Origin of the sequence: Streptantibioticus parmotrematis (genome assembly GCF_019890615.1) — a bacterium.
In the GTDB taxonomy this organism is placed as follows: domain Bacteria; phylum Actinomycetota; class Actinomycetes; order Streptomycetales; family Streptomycetaceae; genus Streptantibioticus_D; species Streptantibioticus_D parmotrematis.
In genome coordinates, this window is sequence record NZ_JAINVZ010000001.1 from 525,142 (window position 1) to 546,639 (window position 21,498).

At 73.1% G+C, this 21,498-nt stretch carries 18 protein-coding genes; 12 read left to right on the forward strand and 6 right to left on the reverse strand.

All coding sequences use genetic code 11. From position 1 onward, the window contains the following. Window positions 1-138 precede the first annotated feature (138 nt). Window positions 139-720: a dihydrofolate reductase family protein gene (locus tag K7472_RS02265; protein WP_222973370.1), complete on the reverse strand. Its 582-nt coding sequence runs from the start codon at window positions 718-720 to the stop codon at window positions 139-141. 467 nt (window positions 721-1,187) lie between these two features. After that, window positions 1,188-1,748, reverse strand: coding sequence for a TetR/AcrR family transcriptional regulator C-terminal domain-containing protein (locus K7472_RS02270; protein WP_222973371.1), 561 nt, complete (start codon window positions 1,746-1,748; stop codon window positions 1,188-1,190). 80 nt (window positions 1,749-1,828) lie between these two features. Between K7472_RS02270 and K7472_RS02275 the strand changes: the two genes are divergently transcribed. Further along, window positions 1,829-3,079, forward strand: a complete 1,251-nt coding sequence (locus K7472_RS02275) for an FAD-dependent monooxygenase (protein WP_222973372.1) — start codon at window positions 1,829-1,831, stop codon at window positions 3,077-3,079. 501 nt (window positions 3,080-3,580) lie between these two features. Then, window positions 3,581-4,336, forward strand: a complete 756-nt coding sequence (locus K7472_RS02280; RefSeq protein WP_222973373.1) for a helix-turn-helix domain-containing protein — start codon at window positions 3,581-3,583, stop codon at window positions 4,334-4,336. A 48-nt stretch (window positions 4,337-4,384) separates the two neighbouring features. Here the strand turns inward: K7472_RS02280 and K7472_RS02285 are convergent, their stop codons facing one another. The 4 genes from K7472_RS02285 to K7472_RS02300 are packed head-to-tail and all read right to left on the reverse strand — an operon-like array spanning window position 4,385 to window position 9,085. Continuing rightward, window positions 4,385-5,770, reverse strand: coding sequence for a M16 family metallopeptidase (locus K7472_RS02285; RefSeq protein ID WP_222973374.1), 1,386 nt, complete (start codon window positions 5,768-5,770; stop codon window positions 4,385-4,387). Continuing rightward, on the reverse strand, window positions 5,767-7,179 hold the full coding sequence (locus K7472_RS02290; protein WP_222973375.1) for a M16 family metallopeptidase: 1,413 nt from the start codon (window positions 7,177-7,179) through the stop codon (window positions 5,767-5,769). The genes K7472_RS02285 and K7472_RS02290 overlap by 4 nt, the downstream gene beginning before the upstream one ends. A 9-nt stretch (window positions 7,180-7,188) precedes the next feature. Further along, on the reverse strand, window positions 7,189-7,947 hold the full coding sequence (locus tag K7472_RS02295) for an ABC transporter permease (RefSeq protein WP_222973376.1): 759 nt from the start codon (window positions 7,945-7,947) through the stop codon (window positions 7,189-7,191). 52 nt (window positions 7,948-7,999) lie between these two features. Next, window positions 8,000-9,085: an ATP-binding cassette domain-containing protein gene (locus K7472_RS02300; RefSeq protein WP_308013729.1), complete on the reverse strand. Its 1,086-nt coding sequence runs from the start codon at window positions 9,083-9,085 to the stop codon at window positions 8,000-8,002. A 371-nt stretch (window positions 9,086-9,456) separates the two neighbouring features. On the opposite strand from K7472_RS02300, the gene K7472_RS02305 reads away from it, so the two are divergent. The 10 genes from K7472_RS02305 to K7472_RS02350 all read left to right on the forward strand — a co-directional run bounded on the left by K7472_RS02305 (window position 9,457) and on the right by K7472_RS02350 (window position 21,498). Next, a complete protein-coding gene (locus K7472_RS02305) occupies window positions 9,457-9,651 on the forward strand; it encodes a thiopeptide-type bacteriocin (RefSeq protein ID WP_222973379.1) in 195 nt (64 codons plus the stop codon). A 70-nt stretch (window positions 9,652-9,721) separates the two neighbouring features. Next, window positions 9,722-9,916 (forward strand): thiopeptide-type bacteriocin, encoded by a 195-nt coding sequence (locus K7472_RS02310; RefSeq protein WP_222973381.1) that lies wholly within the window; start codon window positions 9,722-9,724, stop codon window positions 9,914-9,916. A gap of 70 nt (window positions 9,917-9,986) precedes the next feature. Continuing rightward, window positions 9,987-10,178 (forward strand): thiopeptide-type bacteriocin, encoded by a 192-nt coding sequence (locus tag K7472_RS02315; RefSeq protein WP_222973383.1) that lies wholly within the window; start codon window positions 9,987-9,989, stop codon window positions 10,176-10,178. Between the two features lie 150 nt (window positions 10,179-10,328). Next, window positions 10,329-11,414, forward strand: a complete 1,086-nt coding sequence (locus K7472_RS02320) for a hypothetical protein (RefSeq protein WP_222973385.1) — start codon at window positions 10,329-10,331, stop codon at window positions 11,412-11,414. Window positions 11,415-11,475: 61 nt separating this feature from the next. Continuing rightward, window positions 11,476-12,588, forward strand: a complete 1,113-nt coding sequence (locus K7472_RS02325) for an LLM class flavin-dependent oxidoreductase (protein ID WP_222973387.1) — start codon at window positions 11,476-11,478, stop codon at window positions 12,586-12,588. After that, on the forward strand, window positions 12,585-15,173 hold the full coding sequence (locus K7472_RS02330) for a lantibiotic dehydratase (RefSeq protein ID WP_222973388.1): 2,589 nt from the start codon (window positions 12,585-12,587) through the stop codon (window positions 15,171-15,173). The genes K7472_RS02325 and K7472_RS02330 overlap by 4 nt, the downstream gene beginning before the upstream one ends. Beyond that, window positions 15,170-16,951, forward strand: coding sequence for a hypothetical protein (locus tag K7472_RS02335; RefSeq protein ID WP_222973389.1), 1,782 nt, complete (start codon window positions 15,170-15,172; stop codon window positions 16,949-16,951). The genes K7472_RS02330 and K7472_RS02335 overlap by 4 nt, the downstream gene beginning before the upstream one ends. Then, a complete protein-coding gene (locus K7472_RS02340; protein WP_222973390.1) occupies window positions 16,948-18,924 on the forward strand; it encodes a TOMM precursor leader peptide-binding protein in 1,977 nt (658 codons plus the stop codon). Before K7472_RS02335 ends, K7472_RS02340 begins: the two co-directional genes overlap by 4 nt. Window positions 18,925-18,946: 22 nt before the next feature. Next, the gene (locus K7472_RS02345; RefSeq protein WP_222973391.1) at window positions 18,947-20,515 is read left to right on the forward strand and encodes a hypothetical protein; all 1,569 of its coding nucleotides are present in this window, start codon (window positions 18,947-18,949) and stop codon (window positions 20,513-20,515) included. Next, window positions 20,512-21,498, forward strand: a complete 987-nt coding sequence (locus tag K7472_RS02350) for a thiopeptide-type bacteriocin biosynthesis protein (RefSeq protein WP_222973393.1) — start codon at window positions 20,512-20,514, stop codon at window positions 21,496-21,498. Before K7472_RS02345 ends, K7472_RS02350 begins: the two co-directional genes overlap by 4 nt.

The window sequence follows — 21,498 nt, forward strand, 5'->3', positions numbered from 1 at the left end:
TTCAGGCCCTGCCTCCCCGGCGCGGCCGGTCGCAGGCCGAGCTGCGGACGACCAGCCGCTACTGGCCGGCTTCGGTGTGCTTCCGGATCGTCGCGGTGACGTCCAGCCGTGCGTACGCGACGGTCGCCGGCCGGGTCGTCAGGTGCGGGGCCGGTAGCTGGCGATGATGACACCGGTGGCGGTGGGGGCAGCGTCCGCGAGGTCGAGTGTGGTGGGGGCGAAGCCGTTGGTGAACAGGCGGTGTCCGGTGCCGAGGACGAGGGGGTGGACGCACAGCAGGTATTCGTCGATGAGGCCGAGCGGGGAGAGCGACTGGATCAACGCACCGCTGCCCATGATGTGCAGGTCATGCCCCGGGATCCTTTTGAGTTCGGCGATCGCTGCTGGGATGTCGCCGCTGAGCAGAGTGGAACGGGGCCACGGCAGGGGCTGGGCCAAGGTGTTGGAGGCAACGTACTTGGGGGCGTTGTTGAGGGCGTCGCGGAACGGACTGTCCTGGGTGTTCCAGTGAGCCAGGACGTCCTGGTAGGTGCGGCGTCCCATCAGGTACCCGCTGCTGGCGGCCAGCCGTCGGCCCCATGCCCGGGTGACGGCTTCGTCTCCGCCGCGTGCGGCGGCCCAACCGCCTTGGGTGAACCCGTCACGGGTGTCTTCGTCACGACGCCCGGGTCCTTGCATGACGCCGTCCAGGGTGACGTGGTTGATCACGACGATCCTCATGGCACTCCCCTCTACCGGTGAACCCGGACTGTACGGGCAACACCGCGCTGATCCCGGTAACCGACCCGGACCGCTGTCACCGGTTCCCAGACCCGCGCCGTCCATCGCTCGGCGTCCCGGACCTGATACGGGCGCAGTTCACCGCAGCGGCCACCGTGCGCCCGGTGCCGGTGCCGGTGCCGGTGCCGGTGCCTTTCGCCTGCCTGGTGCTCACCGATGCCACGTCACCACCATCGCGGCCTCCGCCCGGGGGCCTGCGACGGCTCCGCGCGGCGGATGCGGGCGCGGTCGGGTCCCGTTCGCGACGGCAGGCGTTGCCACTTGGGACGCCCGCCCCCCCGCCCGCCTTCCGCGACGCCTGGGGTGCCGAGTGGGCAGAGGGGCGACGTGATGCGTACCCCGGACCACAGCGGCGGGTTCCTGCGGCGCACGACGCGCGGCTTCCGGCGAAGCACCCATCAGACTCCCTACATCCCGATAGGGTGCGCCAGGCCGTTCAGGATGAGGGCGAGGCCTGCCTCGAAGGCCGACTCGTGATCGATCACCGGCACATCTGCCGGGAGGCCCGTGCCGTCACTGGCATCCGTTTCCGCCTGCTCCTCCAGGGCGCTTCCGACGGTAAACCGGCTCGCGGTCAGCATCGCCATCTGCGCGTCCCGCTCCGGGACGCCGGAGGCCACGAGGAAGTCCATCTTGTGGCGGATCCGGTCGAGGTCGCCGGTGGGGGTGCTGCCCGCGTGGAGCCGTGCTCCGTCCCGACGCATCAGCAGGGTCCGCCTGAAGCTGCGGGTGTTGTCCGCGAACCAGTCGCGCCAGTCGTCGTCGGGCGCCGGCAGGGGTGCGGTCGCATGGGGGGTCATCGCCGCCTCCGCCATGGCGGCGAGGAGGTCCTTCTTGGTGCGGAAGTACCAGTAGAGCGACGGCTGTTCGACGTTCAGTCGCTTCGCCAGCCTTCTCGTGCTGACGGCGTCCAGCCCCACCTCGTCGAGCAGGCCGAGCGCCTCGGCGACGACGGCCTCGCGGTTCATCTTGGTCACGTTGACAATCTATCGCCGATAGATGACGCTGGAGAGGAATCTTTCACTGATAGATTTTGGGGGGTGCGGACATGACGAGGGGATCGGGCAGGCAGGCCCTGAGGGTTCTCGTCGCCGGTGGGGGGATCGCGGGGCAGGCCCTGGCCTTCTGGCTCACCCGGGGAGGCCACCAGGTGACCGTTGCCGAACGCTTTCCGGCACTGCGGGCCACCGGGGCCCAGGTCGACCTGCGAGGTCAGGGCATCGAGGCCGTCAAGCGGATGGGCCTTCTCGACGCCGTCCGCGGCAAGCTCGTGGACGAGGCGGGCGTCGCCTTCATCGACGCACGCGGCAAGCCGAAGGCGACGATCATGGCCAACACCTCGGGGAAGGGGCGGCAGACCCTCACGTCCGAGTACGAGATCATGCGCGGGGACTTGGTGCGCATCCTGTACGACGCCACCAAGGACGACACCGAGTACGTCTTCGGCGTGAGCGTGGACGGCTTCGAGCAGGGCGCCGACAAGGTCGTCGGGCACTTCTCCGACGGATCCTCCGGCGCGTTCGACCTCCTGGTCGGCGCGGACGGGCAGGGGTCGCGCGTCCGGCGAGCGATGCTCCCGGAGGGTCTCGACCCGTACCGGCGGGTGGGCATCCACATGGCCTACTGGTTCGTTCCGCGCATCGCGTCCGACACGAATATCCGGGACACCTACATGGTCCCGGGCGGTCGCCAGATCATGCGCCGCAGCCACAACCCGACCCAGACGCAGGCGTATTTCGTCATACGGGAGGAGTCAGAGGAAGCCTCGGCGATCCACCGGGCGCCCGTCGAGCGCCAGCAGGAGTTCTGGGCGAGCAGGTTCCACGACGCCGGATGGCAGACCGAGCGCTTCGTCGAGGGCATGAGGACCAGCCCGTTCTTCTACTCCCAGGAGATCGTCCAGGTCCGCACCGACACCTGGTCGCAGGGCCGCGTGGTCCTGGCCGGTGACGCCGCGCACTGTGCCTCCCCCTACAGCGGCATGGGCGTCTCCGGCGGCCTGGTCGGCGCCCACGTCCTGGCAGGAGAGATCAACCGGCACCCGGGCGACCTGCCGACCGCGCTGGCGGGCTACGACCGCGTACTGCGGCCCTTCGTCGACGAGATCCAGGGCGAAGTCAACCCACGCCTGCTGCGCCTGGGCCTGCCGATGAGCCGGCGTGCGATCGACGTCTTCCAGGCCACCACCGCGCTGGCCTGCTTCCTTCACGTCCCCGACCTCGCCGCGCGCCTTTCGACGCACGACCGCGGCGGCGACTGGCAGCTCCCCGAGCACCCGGCACCGACCGACGCCGTCTGAGAGCGACCGCGCAGTTCGCGCCGACGGCCTCCGTCTCGGACGCGCTCGATCCGCATCGGTCCCGCCACGTCCACTGCCCGAACGGGGTACGGACACGTACGGGGTCGTCGTCGGACCGCTTCCTCCCGAGCCTCTGGAGAACGCGGGGTCGTCGGACCAACGCTTCCCCCCGGTGCCTCCCGTGCCCTCCGTGCCTCCCGAGACGCGGGACGCCCGGATCGGGTGTGGTCGGAGGGCGGTTGTGGGGTGTCGGGTTGTCGGAGGAGGGGGCCGTCATTGCGTAGTTCTACTGATACCGCCGTGCCGGCCCCGCGCCTTACATTGGCTGCTCGGACACGGTCAGCCAATCGGACGTCGCAGACGCTCGGGGGAGCCGCGAGGGAGCCGGAACCGCCCGGCCCTCGATGCCGGTTCCCTACGCGCGTAGATCGGACGGGCGCACAAGCTATGTACAAGACCTACGAGAGCAGAGCCGACGCAGCGGGAACGCCCCGTGCAGAAATGGCCGAACTCCTGGTCGCGCTGTCGGAGCAGACGGAGCGTTGGGTGTCCGGCCTGACGCAGACCCAGTCGCGGATCAGGGCCCTGGCCGAACGGGAAGCCGTCCGGCCCCGGCAGCCGGGCGGCTTCCCGGTGCTGGACGCTCCCCAGGCGGTCGTGATGGTCACCGATCTCGTCGCCCGGGGTGAGCATCGGATCGCCTACGTCCGTCCTCCCGACGTCTCGTTCCTGGACCCGCGGGAGACGCGCGCGGCGATCCTGGCCAATCCGGAGGTCGTCGCCCAGGAACTGGTGAGCCGCCCCTCCCGGGTGCCTCGCACCGTGCCGGGGCAGAACCGGATCTCGGTGAGGACCACGTGGACCGAACTGCACGAAATCGCGATCATCGACGACAGCATGGCCCTCCTCCCTTCGCCGGGAGCTGACGGCTCCGGCGAGATCGCCGTGGTCCAAGAGCCGTTCGTCGTAAGGCAGTTGTCGCAGTTCTTCAAAGCGGCCTGGGTGCAGGCGGGCGGGCGCGCGGGAGGACCGGCGGCCGACGACGGTGCGGGGTCCGACATCAAGCGCCGCATCCTCCTGATGCTCGCCGAGGGGGCGAAGGACGAGACGGTGGCCCGCCAGCTCGGCATCTCGCTGCGGCACTGCCGTCGCCACGTGGCCGAGATCCTGGACCAGTTGGGCTCCACTAGCCGCTTCCAGGCGGGGGTGAGGGCGGCGATGCTGGGCGCGTTCCCCGCCCAGCCCCCGGCTCGCTGACCTCACTCCCTGCTCGCTGACCTCACCCCCCGGATCGCTGCCCCCGTCTCACCGGCCTGGCGGGCGGAATCCCGCGGCTTCCACCTCGCGTGCGGCCTGCTCCGTTCCGGAGGGTGCCGTGAGCACGATGCCGGCGAAGTCCGCCGCGGCCAGGTCGCGTGCCGCCGCGCGGACTTCCTCGTCCCCGGTCCGCGCGATCCGCCGCAACTGCTCCGGCAGCCGGTTCCCGAGAACGGTCTCCGGCGGCAGCGCGTTCAGCAGATTGGCCGTCCCGTTCTGGGTCGCGGACAGGACGGTCACCGAGCCGACCGCGTAGCCCCGGGCGGCCGTGATCTCCTCGTCGCTCGGCGGGTTGTCGGTGGCGAACCCGTCCAGCTCCTCGCGCAACGCGGCCAGTGCGACGCCCAGTTGACCGGGCCGGGTGTCGAAGTCAACTGCCAGCAGGCTGCGTTCCGGGTGGTCGGTGATGCGGCTGCGGACCCGGTACGTCAGGCCGTCGCGTTCCCGCAGGCGTTCGGTCAGACGGGAGCCGAAGGAGGCGGCCAGGACCAGATGGGCCAGGCGGACAGCGGGATGCTTCGGGTCCTCGGCGTCCGGCACCGGGGCGAGCAGGCAGACCTGGACCTGACGGCTTCCCGGTCGGCTCACCACCGCCACCCCCGGAACCGGTGCCGGAAGTCGCGGCATCCGTGCCGCCTCACCCTGCCCCCGCCAGGTCCGCAACGCGTGCTCGGCGACAGCGACCGCGGACATCGGATCCAGATCCCCGACCAGCAGCAGGCGGGAACCCGAGGGCAGCAGGGCTCGGGCGTGCAGCGCCTCAACGCGAGCGTCCTCGACCGCCGCCACCGCCTCGGGCGTGGGGACCTCGCGCGCCAGCGGATGCCCGGGGAAGCAGTGTTCGAGCATCGCCTCGCGGGCGACGACACCGGGCTGCGCGCGGTAGGCACGGAGCCGGTGGCCCAGGAGTGTCCTGTGGGTCAGCACCTCGTCCGGGGGCCGCCGCGGATCGGCCAGCGTCGCCCCGAGCAGTTCGAGCGCCGGGGCGAGGCCTTCCGCCGTGACCGCGCCCTGCACGGTGAGCCGTTCAGGGGTGACGCTCGCCTTCAGCGAACCGCCGAGCAGGCCGAGCGCGGCTTCGAGGTCGGCACGGGTACCGCGTGCGGTGCTGCCGAGCAGTACGGCCGCCAGCACCTCGGCGGTGGCGGCATGGTCGTCGTCGACGCCACCGAGCGGTACGGCCAGCCGCAGTTCGACCACCGGCACCGAAGGGCGGCGCACGGCGGCGACGCGCAGGCCGTCGGCGGTCGTGTGCTCGGCGATCGAATCCGGGCTGTCGAGGTACGCGGCCGGGACGGCCGTGGGCACAGGCGGCAGGACGGCGGTGGTCACAGGCGGCAGGACGGGCCCGGCGGCGACGCTGCGGATGGTCATGCCCCCACTCCTTCTCGGTCGAGTCGACCGGCTCGACCGGCTCCGGTGGCCGGCTCGGCGGCGCCCGGCGTGACGGTGACCCAGCGCCGCGGCTGGGCCGCCAACGCCGCCGCCGCGTCGGCGACTTCCGCGGGGCCGATCGCCCGGATCCGTACGGGCAGGTCCCAGACCAGCTCGGCGTCGCCGTGCAGCAACTCGAAGGCGCCCAGGCGCTGGACGCGCAGGCCCAACGGGTCGAGCGCGCGCAGCCAGGACGTGGCCCACGTCGCGGCCCGCCGGGCCAGCGATTCGGGCGCCGGGCCGCGGTGGGCGAGGTGCGCGAGCTCCTCGTACCCGGCGTCGAGCGCGGACCGGGGGTCGGCCCCGGGGTGGAGGAACATCACCAGCGAGAGCACGTCGGGATCGCGGCACTCGAAGGGCGCCCCGCCCAGCCCGGTGCGCATGCTCAACTGCTGCGCCACGGCGTCACGGTGGACAAGCCGCTCCTGGAGCACCGAGTCCGTCCCGTTCGCCAGCACCTCGGCCAGCAGCAGGGCCGCCGGGTACGCGCCGTCCCTCGGCGCGGGGTCCGGAAGGCGCCATCCGGCCGCCATCGCCCGCAGCACGGCGGCCGGATGGGGGTGGTCCCGGTGACGGTCCTCCGGCAGCCGAGGGCCGCACCCCCGTACCGTCGGCGGTGCGGGGGAGGCGGGGATCGCGCCGAAGTGGCGTTCGGCCAGATCCTCCACCAGGGCGGGGGTGGCGTCTCCGCACACCACGAGGAGGGCGTTGGCGGGGGAGTAGTACTCCGCGAAGAACGCCTCGCACTCGGCGACGGTCACCGTGGCGAGCCGGTCGGCGGCCCCCCAGCCGTCGTGCGCGTTCGCGAAGTCGTCGAACATCACCGCTTGCAGGTGGGGATGGGGCAGTCCGCCGTAGGGGTTGTCGACGACCTTGCGGCGGATCTCCTGCCCGACCACGGCGACCTGGTTGGCGAGGTTCTCCTCGGTCAGCCGTGGCGCGCGCATCCGGTCCGCCTCCAGGTACAGCGCCAGTTCGAGCCCACCGGAGGGCAGCACCTGGTAGTAGCTGGTGTGGTCGGGCCAGGTGACGCCGTTGAAGCTCCCCCCGGCGGCGTTGACGAGCTTGGCATGGGCGAGCTTCGGCACATTCTCGCTGCCCTGGAACATCATGTGCTCGAAGAGATGGGCGAACCCCTCGCGGCCCTCGGGCTCGGAGCGGTTACCGACGTCGTAGACGACCGCCACCGACACGACCGGGGCGCTGTGGTCCGCGGCCACCAGGATCCGCAGGCCGTTGCCGAGCCGGGCGCGGTGGAGGCCGCCGGCCGGGGCGCTGCCACGGAAGCCACCCGGCCGGACGGCAACGGAGCCGGGGACGGAGACGGGAACGGGAACGGGCGGGAGCATCCGCACTCCTCAGGCCTCGGCGCGCAGGGAGCGCAGGCCGAACAGGCAGCCGAACAGGACGAGGACGGCAGCGAGCGCCGCACCGCCTACGGTGGCCGCGCCCGTCAAGTCCCCGGTGAACAAGGCCCGTTCGGCCGTCACGACGTACGAGACGGGATTGGCCCTGGCCAGGTCGGCCAGCCACACGGGGGCGAGCGACATCGGCAGCAGCACGCCGGAGAGCAGCATCAGGGGCAGGGTGAGGCTGCTGAGGAGGGAGCTGAACGCCTCCTCGCGGCGGACCCGCAGGGCCAGGCCGTAGGAGAACGCGGAGATCCCGACCCCCAGCAGGACGACCACCACCAGCGCCACCAGCACCCCGGTGGTCGAGGCCCGCAGCCCGGCGACACAGGCGCCGAGGACCAGCACGACGGTCTGGGCGAACAGCACCACCACGTCGCGAAGCAGCCGGCCCAGCAGCAGCCCGAGGCGGCTCGCCGGGGTCACCTTCAACCGGTCGAGGACCCCGGTGTGGGCTTCGGCGAGGATGCTGAATCCCGAGTACAGGGACCCGAAGACGCCCTGCTGGATCAGCAGCCCCGGCACGAAGACGCGCCAGGAGTTCCCGCTGCCGAACCCGGGAACCGCGGAGAACCGCTCCAGGAGCGGGCCGAACAACGCCAGATAGAGGATCGGCTGGGCCAGGCCGAGGATGATCCAGGCGGGGTTGTGCAGGGTGTAGCGCATGCTGCGCAGAAAGATGATCCAGGTGTCGCGCAGGGTCTTCACCGCGATCGCTCCTCGTTCGTCGATGGTCGGGACAGGCGGCCGGGCCGAGGAGTCAGCCGACGCTCGCGGCCGGTTCCGGGTGGCCGGACTCCGGCCCGCCCTCCGCGGCGGCGGCTTCCCCGACGGAGCCGGACGCCTCCTGCGCACGGCCCTCCTCGGCGTCCTCGCCCTCCCCGGCGGCGATCCGCGCGTCCGGTGACGGCCCGTCGAGGGACCGGCCGGTGAGGCGGAGGAAGACGTCGTCCAGGCTCGGCCGGGTGACCGCCACCGAGGCCAGCCGCACGCCGGCCAGATCCAGTCCGCGCAGCAGCTCGGGCAGACGGGACTGCGCCTCCCGGAGGGAGAACTGCAGCAGGCCCTCGCGGACGTCCGGCCGGACGCCGGGGAACAGGCGGGAGACGGCTCGCGCCGCGTCGCCCGGCTGATCGGTGGTCAGGGCGACCACGTCCCCGCCGACTTCGCTCTTGAGCTCCTCCGGGGTGCCGTCGGCGACGACCCGGCCGCCGTCCACGACCAGGACCCGGTCGCACAGCAGGTCGGCTTCCTCCAGGTAGTGCGTGGTGAGCAGCAGGGTCATTCCGTGCTGCTCACGCAAGGCGCGCACGTGGTTCCACAGGTCGGCCCGCGACTGGGGATCGAGTCCCGCGGTCGGCTCGTCCAGGAACACCACGCCCGGCCGGTGGACCAGGCCCATCGCGATGTCCAGGCGGCGGCGCTGCCCGCCGGAGAGCGTCCGCACCTGGCGCTGGTGAAGGTCGGTCAGCCGGAACTCCTCCAGCAGGGACCGCGCGCGCTCCTCGGCCTGGGCCTTGGTCATCCCGTAGAGCCTGGCCTGCGTGCGCAGTTCGTCCCCGACACGGTGGTCGCTGCCCGTGCCGCCCGCCTGGCTGACCAGGCCGATGCGGGTACGCACGCGGGCCCGGTCGGCCACGATGTCGTACCCGGCCACCTCCGCGGTACCGCTGGTGGGGGCGAGCAGCGTGGACAGCATGCGGACCGTGGTGGTCTTCCCCGCGCCGTTCGGCCCCAGGAACCCGACGATCTCCCCGGCGCCGACCTCGAACTCCATTCCGCTGACGGCTTCCACGGATCCGGTGCGCCCGCGAAAGCTGCGGGTGAGTCCACGTGCGCTGATCACGACTGCCTCCTCGACGGGATTCCTCGGGTCGTCGACGGCTGCGAGCCGGTGGCGCCGGAAGGTCACAGCGGCCACCGGCGGACCCGGGCACCGCCACCCTGATCGACCCGCACCCCTGTTGTCCATGCCGGCGACACCGCCGAACGGGCCCGAGCAGGAAGATGACATCCCCCTCGTTTCGCCAGGTCAGGCCGTGCAGTTTGCTGACAGAGCCAGGTCTTGCCCCGGGCCTCGCACCGGCCGCAGGATGGCGATCACCTCGGGGAAACCGGCCCGTCGGTCGCGACCAGGACATCCTGCGCCCAGCCCGCCCGACCGCCCGGAGCATCCTGCGATCCCCGAGCGGAACCCCTTCACGAAAGGACGCCGCCATGAGCGTCGACTTCGCCATGTTCAATCTCACCGAGCTGAGCGTGCTGGAGGCCACCGACACGGTTGCCATGCCCGAGATGGGTTCCTCCAGCGCCGCGAAGCTGGTGGAGGACATGGACGACCTGATCGGCGAGAGCAGCCAGGAGAACGTCACCCTGTGCTGCTCGTCGTCGTCCTCCACCTGCTGCTGCTGACGACCTGTCACCGCACGGGACCGGCCGACAACGGCGGTTCACCTCCCCGCCCCATGAAAGGAGATCGCGAATGAGCGTCGACTTCGCCATGTTCGACCTGACCGAGCTGAGCGTGCTGGAGGCCACCGACACGGTTGCCATGCCCGAGATGGGATCGTCCAGCGCCGCGAAGCTGGTGGAGGACATGGACGACCTGATCGGCGAGAGCAGCCAGGCGGACATCACCCTGTGCTGCTCGTCGTCGTCCTCCACCTGCTGCTGCTGACGACCTGTCACCGCACGGGACCGGCCGACAACGGCGGTTCACCTCCCCGCCCCATGAAAGGAGATCGCGAATGAGCGTCGACTTCGCCATGTTCGACCTGACCGAGCTGAGCGTGCTGGAGGCCACCGACACGGTCGCCATGCCCGAGATGGGATCCTCCAGCGCGTCCCTCGTGGAGGACATGGACGACCTGATCGGCGAGAGCAGCGAACTCACCGTCACCCTGTGCTGCTCGTCGTCCTCCTCGACCTGCTGCTGCTGACCCCGCGGGCCGGCACCGCCGCCCGCCCCCGACGCCCTCGGCCCTGAGGCCCGCGTCGATCCCTCTCGCCCGGCGCCGCCGGGCCGGCCTACTGCGCGACCTCCCTCCCCTTCGCGGGCGGCTCAGTCGTGCGTCCCACCTGGAGTAACCATGTACGGACTTGGACCGGGTCAGGCTGCTCACGTCTACGACTACTCGGACGACCCCCGGCTGCTGCTGGGACTGCTCGCGGACACGATCCGCGAGCAACGGCACGAGGGCGCACCCCTCGTCCACGTCCGGCGCGGATGGCTGCACGGGACACATCTCGTCGTCACCGTGCGGCCGCTCGCGCGAGTGCCGCTGAGCCTGGACGGATTCGCGGCGACTGCCGGGAGCGTCGCCTCGCAACTGGCCGCCGCGCCGCCCAGTGAGCGAGACTACCTCGCCCGCGCCGAGGAACTGGCCCGCTGGGACGGGACAGCGGGACCGTACCTGCCGCTGCGGCCCCAGGGGTTCACCACCGTCGCACCGGCCCTGCTGCCCGAGCGGTGGAGTCAGGAACTGCTCGACGCCCGCGACCAGTTGGCCGGGCGCCTGACCGAACCGCTGCTCGCCGCCGCCACGCTCCCGGCCGACGTCCTGCTGCCGCACGCCGCCCGCGTCGTCGCTCTGTGCGCCCGCGCCCACCCCTACGGCATCGGCATCGGCACACTGCCGCTTCGCTCGCACACCGAGGGCATCTGGTCCGCGACCGGCGGCACCGTCGACCTGCGCGCCGCCTTCACCGAGCGGTACGAGCGGGACCGCGAGCTGTTCACCGCTGCCCACTCGGCCCTCGACCTCGCCGATCCCACCGACCCCGAGACCGCCGTGCTGCACTCGTGGAACGAGGCGCTGCACGCCTGCTGGGGCACGGCGACCGCCCTGGCCGCGTCCGGCAGCGTGGACGAGCGACGCCTCGACGTGGCCCCCCGCCTGCGGCCGCCACTCGAAGGCGGCGTGCCCAGCCCGTTCCACGGCGCCGCACGGCAGTCCGGCCTGAACGACCGGCAACCGTACTGGCACATCGCGAACCGGCTGCTGCTGAACGTCCTCTACACCGCCCTGAGCAGCCTGGGCATCACCCCCGTCCAGCGGTACTACCTCTGCTTCGGCGTCAGCAGCGCCGCCGACGAACTCCTGGGCGAGGACTGGTCACAGCGCATGGAGCGGATCGCCGGACTGCAGGGCGGCCCCACCCCGGTGCCCGCCTGAGGCGCTCCGCCGCACCTCGACTCGACCGTCTCCCCGTCACCACACCCCCTGCGAGGAACCCGTGCGCTTCGGCCTGTCCTTTCTGCCCGACTGCTCCCCTGGCACCCGTTCGGCGACCGACTACTACGACGACGTCCTCGGGCTCTCCCGCATGGCCGAGCAGGCGGGCCTGCACTACGTGAAGATGACCGAGCACTACCTGCACCCGTACGGCGGCTACTGTCCCAGCCCCCTGACGTTCCTGGCCGCGGTCGCGGCGCAGACCACCCGGATCCGGCTGATGACCGGATGCGTGCTCCCCGTCTTCCACCACCCGATCCAGCTCGCCTCGCACATCTCCATGGTGGACGCCCTCAGCGACGGGCGGGTCGAGGTCGGCTTCGCCCGCGCCTACCTGCCGTACGAGTTCAGCGCGTTCCAGGTGCCGATGGACGGCAGCCGGGCCCGGTTCGAGGCGACCGTCAACGCGGTGCACCGGTTGCTGACCGAGGAGCACGTGGACGAGGACACCCCGTTCTTCGCGTTCCAGGACGCCACGGTGCTCCCTCGCCCGGTGCAGCGCCCGAGGCCTCCGTTCTGGGTCGCCGCGGTGCAGACCCCCGCGAGCTTCGTGCGCATCGGAGAGCTGGGCCACGGCCTGCTGATCACCCCGTCCGGCACCTCCTTCGACCCCTCGCTGGTCGATGCCTACCGGCAGTCGTTCCTCGAACACCACCCGGACCGGCAGCCCAGGGTCGCCGCCAGCGTGCCGGTACTCGTGGCGGACACCGACCAGGAGGCGCGCCGCATCGCCGACCCGTACCTCAGCCGGTACCTCGAGGTCTGGTCCTCCGCCCTCACCAGCTGGGACTCCACGGCCTCGACCGACTACGCCGACTACACCGGATCCGGGCACCGCATCGGCGCGATGACGGCCAAGGACATGCGCGTCTTCGGCAGCGCCGTGGTCGGCTCGCCTGAGCAGGTGGTCGACCGGATCGGCCGCTTCCAGCAGGACGTCCGCGCGGACGTCCTGCTGCTCCAGACCGACTTCGGCGGTCTGGGCGGCTCCGAGGCGCGGCGCAGCCTCGACGCGTTCGTCTCGTCGGTGATGCCCAAGCTCGCGGGCGAGTACACCGGCCCGGCCGCCGACGAGCCAGGCTCCGCGGCACGCCACGAGGGGCCCACGTCATGACCACTTCCCTCAGCCCCCTGGCGCCCGCCGACGGGCCGGAGGAGGCCGTCCGGGGCGCGACACGCGCCCCGGACGGCCTGGCGGACACGGCGATGCTGCGGATCAACCCGCTGCCCGGCCGTCGCCTCGGCACCGCGGAACTGGCCACGGCCGTGCGCACCCTGGTCGAGACCGAGCAGCTGTGCACCGCGCTCGCCGACGCCGCCTGCGCCGAGCTGTTCGACCTCGCCGCGACCGCCACCGGACGTGACCGCCACCGGATACTCGACCTGAAACGGGCCGTGTTCAACCACCGTTCGCCCGGCCCGGCGTCCGACGGCGGCGACTGGCCCGCGGCGACTGCGGCCTGGCTCGCCGCCCGGCGACGCAGGGACCTGGCGTCCAGTGTGCTGACCACCGGCTACGACACCTGCCTGACCCAGGAACGGGCCCACCTGGCCGAGACGATCGCCGCGGAGCCCTTCCAGCTGTCCCTGGCACTCACCTCGCCGCAGGTGCTCGACGCGGTATGCCGCTACGCCCGCTCCGGCGGCAGTCCCTCCAAGCAGAACCGCAAGTCCGAGCGCGGCATCCTGCAACTGCTGGCGCGCGCCATGGTGCGCACCTCCCCGCTCACCCGGTTCACGGCCGTGGGATTCGGCTCCTGGTCAGAACAGGGAAGCCCGCTCGACCGTGCGGTGTTCCAGCGCCGACGCGCCCACGCGGTGGTCTCGGTGGACCGGACCCTGGTCTCCGCCCTGGTCACAGGCCTCGTACCGGCCGCGGACACGGTGACGCGCAGCCGTTCGCTGCGCGTCGCCCAGGCTTCCGTGCGCTTCCACCACGTCGACGGATCCCAGGTCCGGGTCCTGTCCGCGCCGCTGACCAGCCAGTTGCGGACCCTGCTGAACCTGACCGCGCTCGGCCCCGTCACGGTCGCCGACCTCAGCCGCGCCCTGGCCGACCGCCTGGAGATCTCCGTTCCGCAGGCCGAACGGCTCGTCCAGGGGGCCCGCGACGCCCAGATCCTGGTGTCCGGCCCGGTCGTCGACGAACAGGCGGCGGATCCGCTGCCGCAGGCCCGGGAGCTGCTGCGCGACCACGCGCCGGACGCGGCCGACCGGATCGCCGAGCTGTCCACCGACCTCGCCCGCCTCGCGACCGCCGGCGTGCCAGAACGGGTCGCGCTGCTGCGCCGGTTGGAGACGACCCAGCGATCGCTCAACGCGCTCAGTTCGCAACCGGCCCAGCTCCAGGTCAACGAGGACTACCTGCTCGACCCCTTCGAGATCACCCGGACCGGCTACGAGCAGGCGCTCGCGGACGCGGCCGAGGTCGCCGAGTTCTCCCATCTCTTCGACCGCCACCACGAGCTGCGGGCCCTGCTGTGCACCCTGTTCGTCGACCGCTTCGGCCACGGTGCCTCCGTCCCGCTCGTCGACCACGCCGCCGACCTGGTCAACGCCGTGGACAGCCGCGAGGGGGAGATCGGCCACGGCGGCGCCGACGACTTCGGACCACCGGACGGCTCGCTGGCCCGGCTGGTGGAGCTGCGGCAGACGGCCGTGCGCACGATCGCCGACCGGATCGCCCGGCACACCGCCGAACAGCCGGACGCCGAGGAACTCGTCCTCGACACCGGCCTGCTGGCCGGCCTTGCGGCCGAACTGCCGGAGCGGTTCCGGCGCACCGCCGCCTCGTACGGCCTGCTGGTCCAGCCGGACGGCGGCCGCCTGGTGCTCAACGGCTGCTACGCGGGCCACGGACTGCTGACCACGCGCTTCCTCGGCGCCGACCGCGACCTCGGTGGCCGCACCGCCGAGGCGGTCGCGGGCCGCGCCACGGCGCTGTTCTCGGCCGACGGCGTCGAACCGTTGGAGGACCGCGGGCTGCACGGCGTCAACGTCAACCACCGCATCCCGCTGCTGGAACGGACCATCACCCCCGCGCAGTGGAACACGCTGCGGCTCACGCACGACACCGAGCGCGACGACCTGGTCCTGCGGGACGCCGACGGCGCACCGGTCCGCCCCGTCACCCTGGGCATGCGTTGGCTGGAGCTGCTGCCGGCCCCGTTGCGCCTGGCCATGTGGCTCGCGGAGAACAGCCGCGTGATGGTCGAGTCGTTCGGCTGGGAGCAGGTCCCGCCGGTGGACGGCCCCCAGCCGCGACACACCGTCACGGCGCCCCGGCTGGTGGTGGGCCAGGTCGTGCTGCAACGCCGCCGCTGGTACCCCGGAAGCGACTTCCCGGCCGCTCCCGGACCGCAGGGCCCGGCCGCCCACCTGGTCGACGTCACCACCTGGCGGGCCGCGCACGGGGTCCCCGAGGAGATCGTCATCAAGAGCGACCTCGACTACGGGTCCTTCACCCGCCAGGCGGCGAACCGCAACTACCTGATGAACCGGCGGCGGGAGAAGCCCCAGTACGTCGACCTGGCCAGTGCGCTGGCCGTCCGGGTGCTGCCCAGGCTGCTGGAGCGCCGCCCGTCCGGCGGCTACCTGGAGGAGGCCCTGCCGGGGGTCCGTCAGGGGCGCCACGCCACCGAGTGGCTCATCGAATACGACCGCCCCGCCGGGGCTCGATTCCAGCTGAGGACGCCATGAAGGTCAAGCTCCGCGCGGACGCGCACTGCGCGCCGGTGGCCCGAGGGGTCTACTGGTCCCGGGCCGGACGCTCGTTCGTCCTGTCCGGGCCCCCCGCCCTGTACGCCCTCATCGACGACCAGTTGGACGCGCTGCTGGAAGGCACCAGCGTGGACGCCATGGTCGCGGCGGCCGGCGACGAGGCCGCCCGGCCGGTGATCGAGCACGTGGTGCGCGCCCTGGTCGCCCAGGACGTGCTGATCGACCTGGACGCCGTGAAGGGCCCGCTGCCGGACCCCGGGGACGCGCGCGCCCACGCCGGGCTGCTGGCCTACCTGGAGGCGCACTGCGCCGAACCGTACGAGGCGTTCGCCCGCGTGCGCGCCGCCCGGGTGGCCGTCGTCGGTGAGGGCACGGCCGCCGACGCCGTCCGGCGCGGACTGGCCGCGGGCGGCATCACGCGGGAATCCGACCGGCCGGGGCTGACCGTCGTGGTCGACGACTGCGACCAGCCGACGGACCCCGACGACGGCGCGGTCGCTCCGCGCCCCGACGCGCCGGTGCTCCCGGTGGCCGCCCTGGCGGATCTCGCCCTGGTCGGTCCGGTCTGCGCGACCCCGGGGGAGCTGCGGTCCTTCCAGGCGCTACGGGCCCGGGCCGCCGACTGGCAGCGGACCGGCGACGAGGCCCCCGCCGCCCGCCCGGTCAGCGCGGTGCTGGCGGGCTCCCTCGCAGCCCACGCCGTCCTGGCCCACCTGACCGGGACCTCGGAGGGGCGGCGCACGGCTCTCGTGGTGCACGGGCACGCGGCGCAGACCACGACGGTCCCGCTGCCGGAGGCCGACGCCGGGACGCCCTGGCGAGCGGTCGACCCGGACCAGGAACCGGACCTGTCCGAGGCCGAGGCGGAGACCTCCGATTCGGATGCCGGGACAGGCGCGGACGCCACCACCGACGCGGGCCTGCAACAGATCCACCGCCGGGCCGCCGGACTCACCGCACGGTGGACCGGCATCGCCCGCTGGGGTCGTGACCTCGACCTCCCGCAACTGCCGGTGAGCCTGGTCACCGCTGAGACGGTGGCCGCTCCCGGCCCGTCCACGGCCCCGGCCCGCGACGCGTTCCCCGCGGCCCGGGGACCGCACTTCCTGGGGTGGGGCGACAAGCGCGCGGCCGCCGGCCTGACCGCGACGCTCGCCGTGCTGCGCCACCGCGTCGCCCAGGAACACACCCCGGACGACGGCCCCGGCCTGCCCGCCGCCGGCCTCACCCGCGCCCACTGGCTCGTGGACGGCCTGCTGCGGCATGCCGCCTGCGAGGCGCTCACCCGGTCGCCGGGCACGCCGCTGACCTGGGACGAGCTCGAAAGCAGCACGGTGCGTTCGTTGTGGAGCCTGCTGCGGGACTTCTTCGACCTCCCGGTGGCCCTGCGCACGCACGCGGTGCCGGGCCTGGACTGGACGCTGTGCACCGCCGTCCACGCCGCCACCGGTGAGGTGCTGGCCACCCAGTGGGGGCCCAGCGGGCTCTCCGCCGGATACGCGGCGCTCCTCGCCGCCACCGCGCGGGCCCAGTTCGAGGCGGCGGAGAAGACCGCGCCGCAGGCGCCCGTCCTGCCGCCGGACCCGGTCGGCACCTGGTCGCTGGAGGTGGCACCCGACCGGCAGATCCACGGCTGCCTGCGCCAACTGCGGGAACGCGCCCGGGCCGACGGGCTGGTCCCTCGGGCCCGGCGGCTCGTCCGTGACGCGGCCGTCGGCGAACTGCCGCTGGCGTGCGGCCTGGTGTGGCTCGGATGAGGGCGGACACCGCGCGGCCCGCGACGGAGATCCGGACCGGCCCCCGGGTACTGCGCGGAGCCGGTGCCCCGTCCGACCTGCTCGCCCTGCCCTGGACGCAGCAGCGGCACGCCGACACGGTCGCCGTCGCGGGAGGCTACGACGCCCGCTGGGAACGGTTCGCGCTGGACGCCGCCCGCGCACACGGCGGAACCCTGCTGTCGGTGCGCACTGACGGCACACGGGTGGTGCTGGGGCCGCTGTGGTCCGCGGACCGGCCCTCGGGATGCGCCGGGTGCGCCCAGGTACGGGCCGCCGACCGCGAGGCGATGCCCGACGGCCCGCTGCCGGTCCGACCGACGGCCACGCCGACCGAACCGGCCGAGGCGGTGCCGCACTCCTCCCGGGCCGCGGGCCCCGCGCTCTCCCCGCCCGTCGGTGAACTGCTGGCCGAACTCGTCCGCGAGGACGGGCTGACGCTGGCCACGGGCGAGCTGATCGTGCTCAGCCCGGACGGCACCCTGCGCAGACACCGGGTGCTGCCCAGCCACCGCTGCGAGGTGTGCGGCGAAGGCCCCCGGCTGCGGCCCGGAAGCGCGGCCGAACCACCCCCTCCCCGCGAACTGCTGCCGCGTCCCACGGCCGCCGCCGTACCCGACCGCGGTGAGCCGCCCTTCGGGCTCGATCCCACGCGGATGCGCGCCGAACTGGCGGATCCCCGGTTCGGCCCCATGGTCCGGATGCAGCGTGACGGCATGACCGGCATGGCGATGGCCGAAGTCAACCTGCTGGGCGCCCTGTTCGGCGGCCACGGCCGGGGCACCACCTACCGGCACGCCGAAGTCGTCGGCTGCCTCGAGGCGTACGAGCGCGTCGGCGGCTTCCCGCACGTCGCACCCCTCGTCTTCGACGCCACCGCCCGCGGGCTCGGCGACCGTGCGATCGGCCTCGCCGGTCTCGGCCACTACACCGCACGGCAATTGGCCTCCCCGCTGTGCCGGCTGCGGCCCTTCGACGAGGACACGCCGATGGACTGGGTGTGGGGCCACGAGCTGGAAGGCGGCCGTCCGCTGCTCGTCCCGGCCGACGTCGGCTTCTACCAGTACCAGTACCGCCCGCTGTCCGACGCGCCCGAGGACGTCCGCCGGACCCGGTTCTTCCACGAGTCCTCCAGCGGCAGCGCGCTGGGCGGCAGTTACGAGGAAGCCGCCCTGCACTCGCTCCTCGAACTCGCCGAGCGCGACGCCTTCCTGCTCTGCTGGCACCGTCACCGGCCGCTGCCCCGGATCGCCCCCTCCGAGATCACCGACCGGGAGAGCCTGCTGCTGATCCGGCAGATCGAGGAACGGGGCTACGAGGTGCACCTGCTGGTCGCCACGAGGGACATCGCGGTCCCCGTGGTCTGGGCGATGGCGGTGCGCCCGGACGGCCGGATGCCGACCAGCTTCAACTCCGCCGGCGCGGGCGCCGACCCGGTCCAGGCCGCACGAGCCGCCCTGTGGGAACTGAGCCAGTTGGTCGGCATCGGGCTGGACTGGGACGTCGAGCGGATGCGCCGGGTCGTGGAGGACCCCTGGCTGGTCGACGAACTGCTCGACCACCACCAGCGCTACACCTACCCCGAGCTGCTGCCCCGGGTCCGTTCCGTGCTCGGCGGACCGGTCGTGAGCCTGGCCGAGGCGTTTCCCGGCTGGCCCGGGGTGTTCACCGACGCGGCGGGGGGCGACGTGACTGGGGCGCTGCGCTTCGTCGCGAGCCTGTTCCGGGCGGCCGGACTCGACCGGATCGTACTGGTCGACCAGTCGACGCCGGAGCACACCGCGCACGGCATGTCCGCGGTCAAGGCCGTCGTCCCGGGCATCCTGCCGATGTGCTTCGGCCAGGCGCAGCAGCGGCTCGCCGGTCTCCCGCGACTGGTGACCGCGCTCACCGACGCGCACGGCACCCCACCGCGGGACGAGGACTTCCCCCTCGAGCCCCACCCCTTCCCGTGAGCACCCGGAGGAAGCACCGCCGATGACCATCACCGACGTCCGGCTCTTCGCGTACCGGCAGGGCCAGTGGCGCGGCAGGCTCAACGAGCAGCCGCACGTGGACGACTCCGTGCCCACCACGGCCACGCTGCCGCCGGCGGCCGCCCGCGGCGCCCTCGGACGGCCACTGCCGACCGGCACCGCCGCCCTGCTGTCCGCGGCACCGTACCCGCGCACCCCGGCGTGCCCGGCCGACACGGCACTGCCACCCGGCGACCGGCTGGGACACCTGCTCGTCGCAGGACTCGGCCTGCAACGGCGAGAGCCCTCCAACCGCTTCAACGACCACCGCGCGATCGCCTCGGTGCGCAGCAAGTTCCCGGTGCACGCCTTCGTCGTGGCACCGGACGGGTCGACCGCCTACCTCGACCTCTACCGCCACGCACTGGTCGACCTGCCGGTGGCGGTGACCGCGGACGGCGACCTCGCGGAACTGCTCCCGGCGCCCGGCGAGGCCACCGTGCTCCTCGCCGCCCGCTACACCGACCTGCCCACGCCGTACGGCCGGCTGCGCTGCGCACTGGCCCTGCTGGAACTGGGCGTCAACCTGCGCGCCCTGCACGTCGCCGCGGACCTGATGGACATCAGGGCCCGGCAGCACTGGGACGGCGCGGACGTCACCGCGGCCGGCCGGCTGATCGCCCGCAGCGGCCCGGGCGCCTGGACACCCCCGCTGGTCCTCACCCTCCAGGGAGTCGGCCCGCTGCCGCCCGCCCGGCCGTTGCCGCACAGCCGCGAGCCGGGCCCGCTCCAGTACGCCGAGGACGACGCCAGGCTGCGTCAGGAGTCGCGGCACGCCTCCCTCCTGGACTCCGCCGAGATCACGATGCCGCTCACCGAACTGTCCCGGGCCGAACTGTCCCGGGCCGAACTGTCCCGGGCCGCCTCCGAGCCCGCCCGCGGCGTACCGGAACTGCCCGCGCGCGACGGCGGCACCGCTCGACTCGACTGGGCGCAGGCACTGTGGAACCGGACCGCGGGACGGACCCCCGAGGGCGTCGGCGGTTTCTCCGCCAGGCCCACCACCCTCGGCGAGGACTTCCTGACGGACCTGCTCGCCTGGAGCGCCCTGCCCGCGCCGGGACCGCTCGCCGAAGTCGGCCGCATGGTGCGCGGCACCGTCGCCCTCCAGCGCGTGGCCGGGCTGCCCACCGGCCGGTACACCGCCGTCGACGGACGTCTGGAGCCGGACCACCCCGACCCCGGGCTCATGCAAGCCCTCCAGGACAGCTTCAGCTACCCGCTGACGCCCGTCGTGGACTGCGGCCTGCGCCACGCGAGCGCGATGTGGGTCTTCTCCGCCGACCTCGACGCGATCCTCGACGCGTTCGGCCCCGCCGGCTGGTCGCTGCTCCAGCTGTGGTGCGGCTGGGCGACCCACGGCGTGGCCACCGCCGCGGCCGCGCACGGCCTGTTCGCCCGGCCCGCCCGCTCCTTCGAGGAGTACCGCATGCAGTACCTCATGGGCCTGCCCCAGGAACTCGTCCCGGTGTTCAGCGTGACCTGCGGTCGCTCCCGGTTCGCCGAACCCATGCTGGACCTGCGCACATGACCGGGCACCCCGTACCGGGCCCCGGCGCCACCTGGCGCAGTTGGCACCTGCACGCGGCCTCCCTCGCCCCGGCCCACCTGGACACCGTCGTCACCGAGGCGCTCGGCCCGCTGGCCGACCGCATCGGACTGCTCGACCAGGACGGCCCGCCGTGGTTCTACCTGCGCTACTGGCAGCGCGGCCCCCACGTACGGCTGCGCATCGCCGGCCTGACCGGGGCCGAGGCGGACGACGTCGAGAGCGAACTGGCGGACCGGCTGCGGACGATCGACGCCGGGGTGCCGCCGGAACAACGGCTCGACCAGGACACCTACGCCCGCGCCGTGCGGCCCCTCGCCACCGCGGGTGAGTCGGGCAGCCCGCTGGACGTGGGGGAGCTCCTGCCACCGGGCGTCCACCGAGCCGAGTACGAGCCGGAGTACGAGCGCTACGGCGGCCGGGAACTGATCGCCCGGTCCGAGGAGGTGTTCCACCGCTCCAGCCGGGTCGCCCTGCGCGTCTGCCGGGCGAGGGCGGGAATCCGGCACGGGCTCGTCTCCGGCCTGGAGGCGACCGCCGCCGCCTGTTCCCTCCTCGCGGGCGACGATTCCCCCACCAGCCGCTCCGGGTTTCTGGCGGCGCAACGGGACATGTGGCTGAGCTGGACGCGCGAGGGCGGTGCGGCCGCCGACAGCGTCGAGGACGCACGACGGCAGCTCGCCGACCAGGCCCGCCGCCAACTCGCCTCACTCGGCGCGCTCGGAGACGCGCTGCGCGCCGCCCTGAAGGACGGCGACCCGCGGTGGACCGAATGGACGGATCCGCTGGAGCGGGCGCTGCGGCAGTGGACCGCGGAACTCGGCAGGAGGCGGGCGGTCCGCATCTTCGCGTCGCACGTCCACATGACGGCCAACCGGCTGGGGGTGGGCGCCGGACGCGAGGCCCACCTCGCGCAACTGCTGCTGGGCCTGCTCGATACCACGGAAGACGGCGGGCGGGAGTGA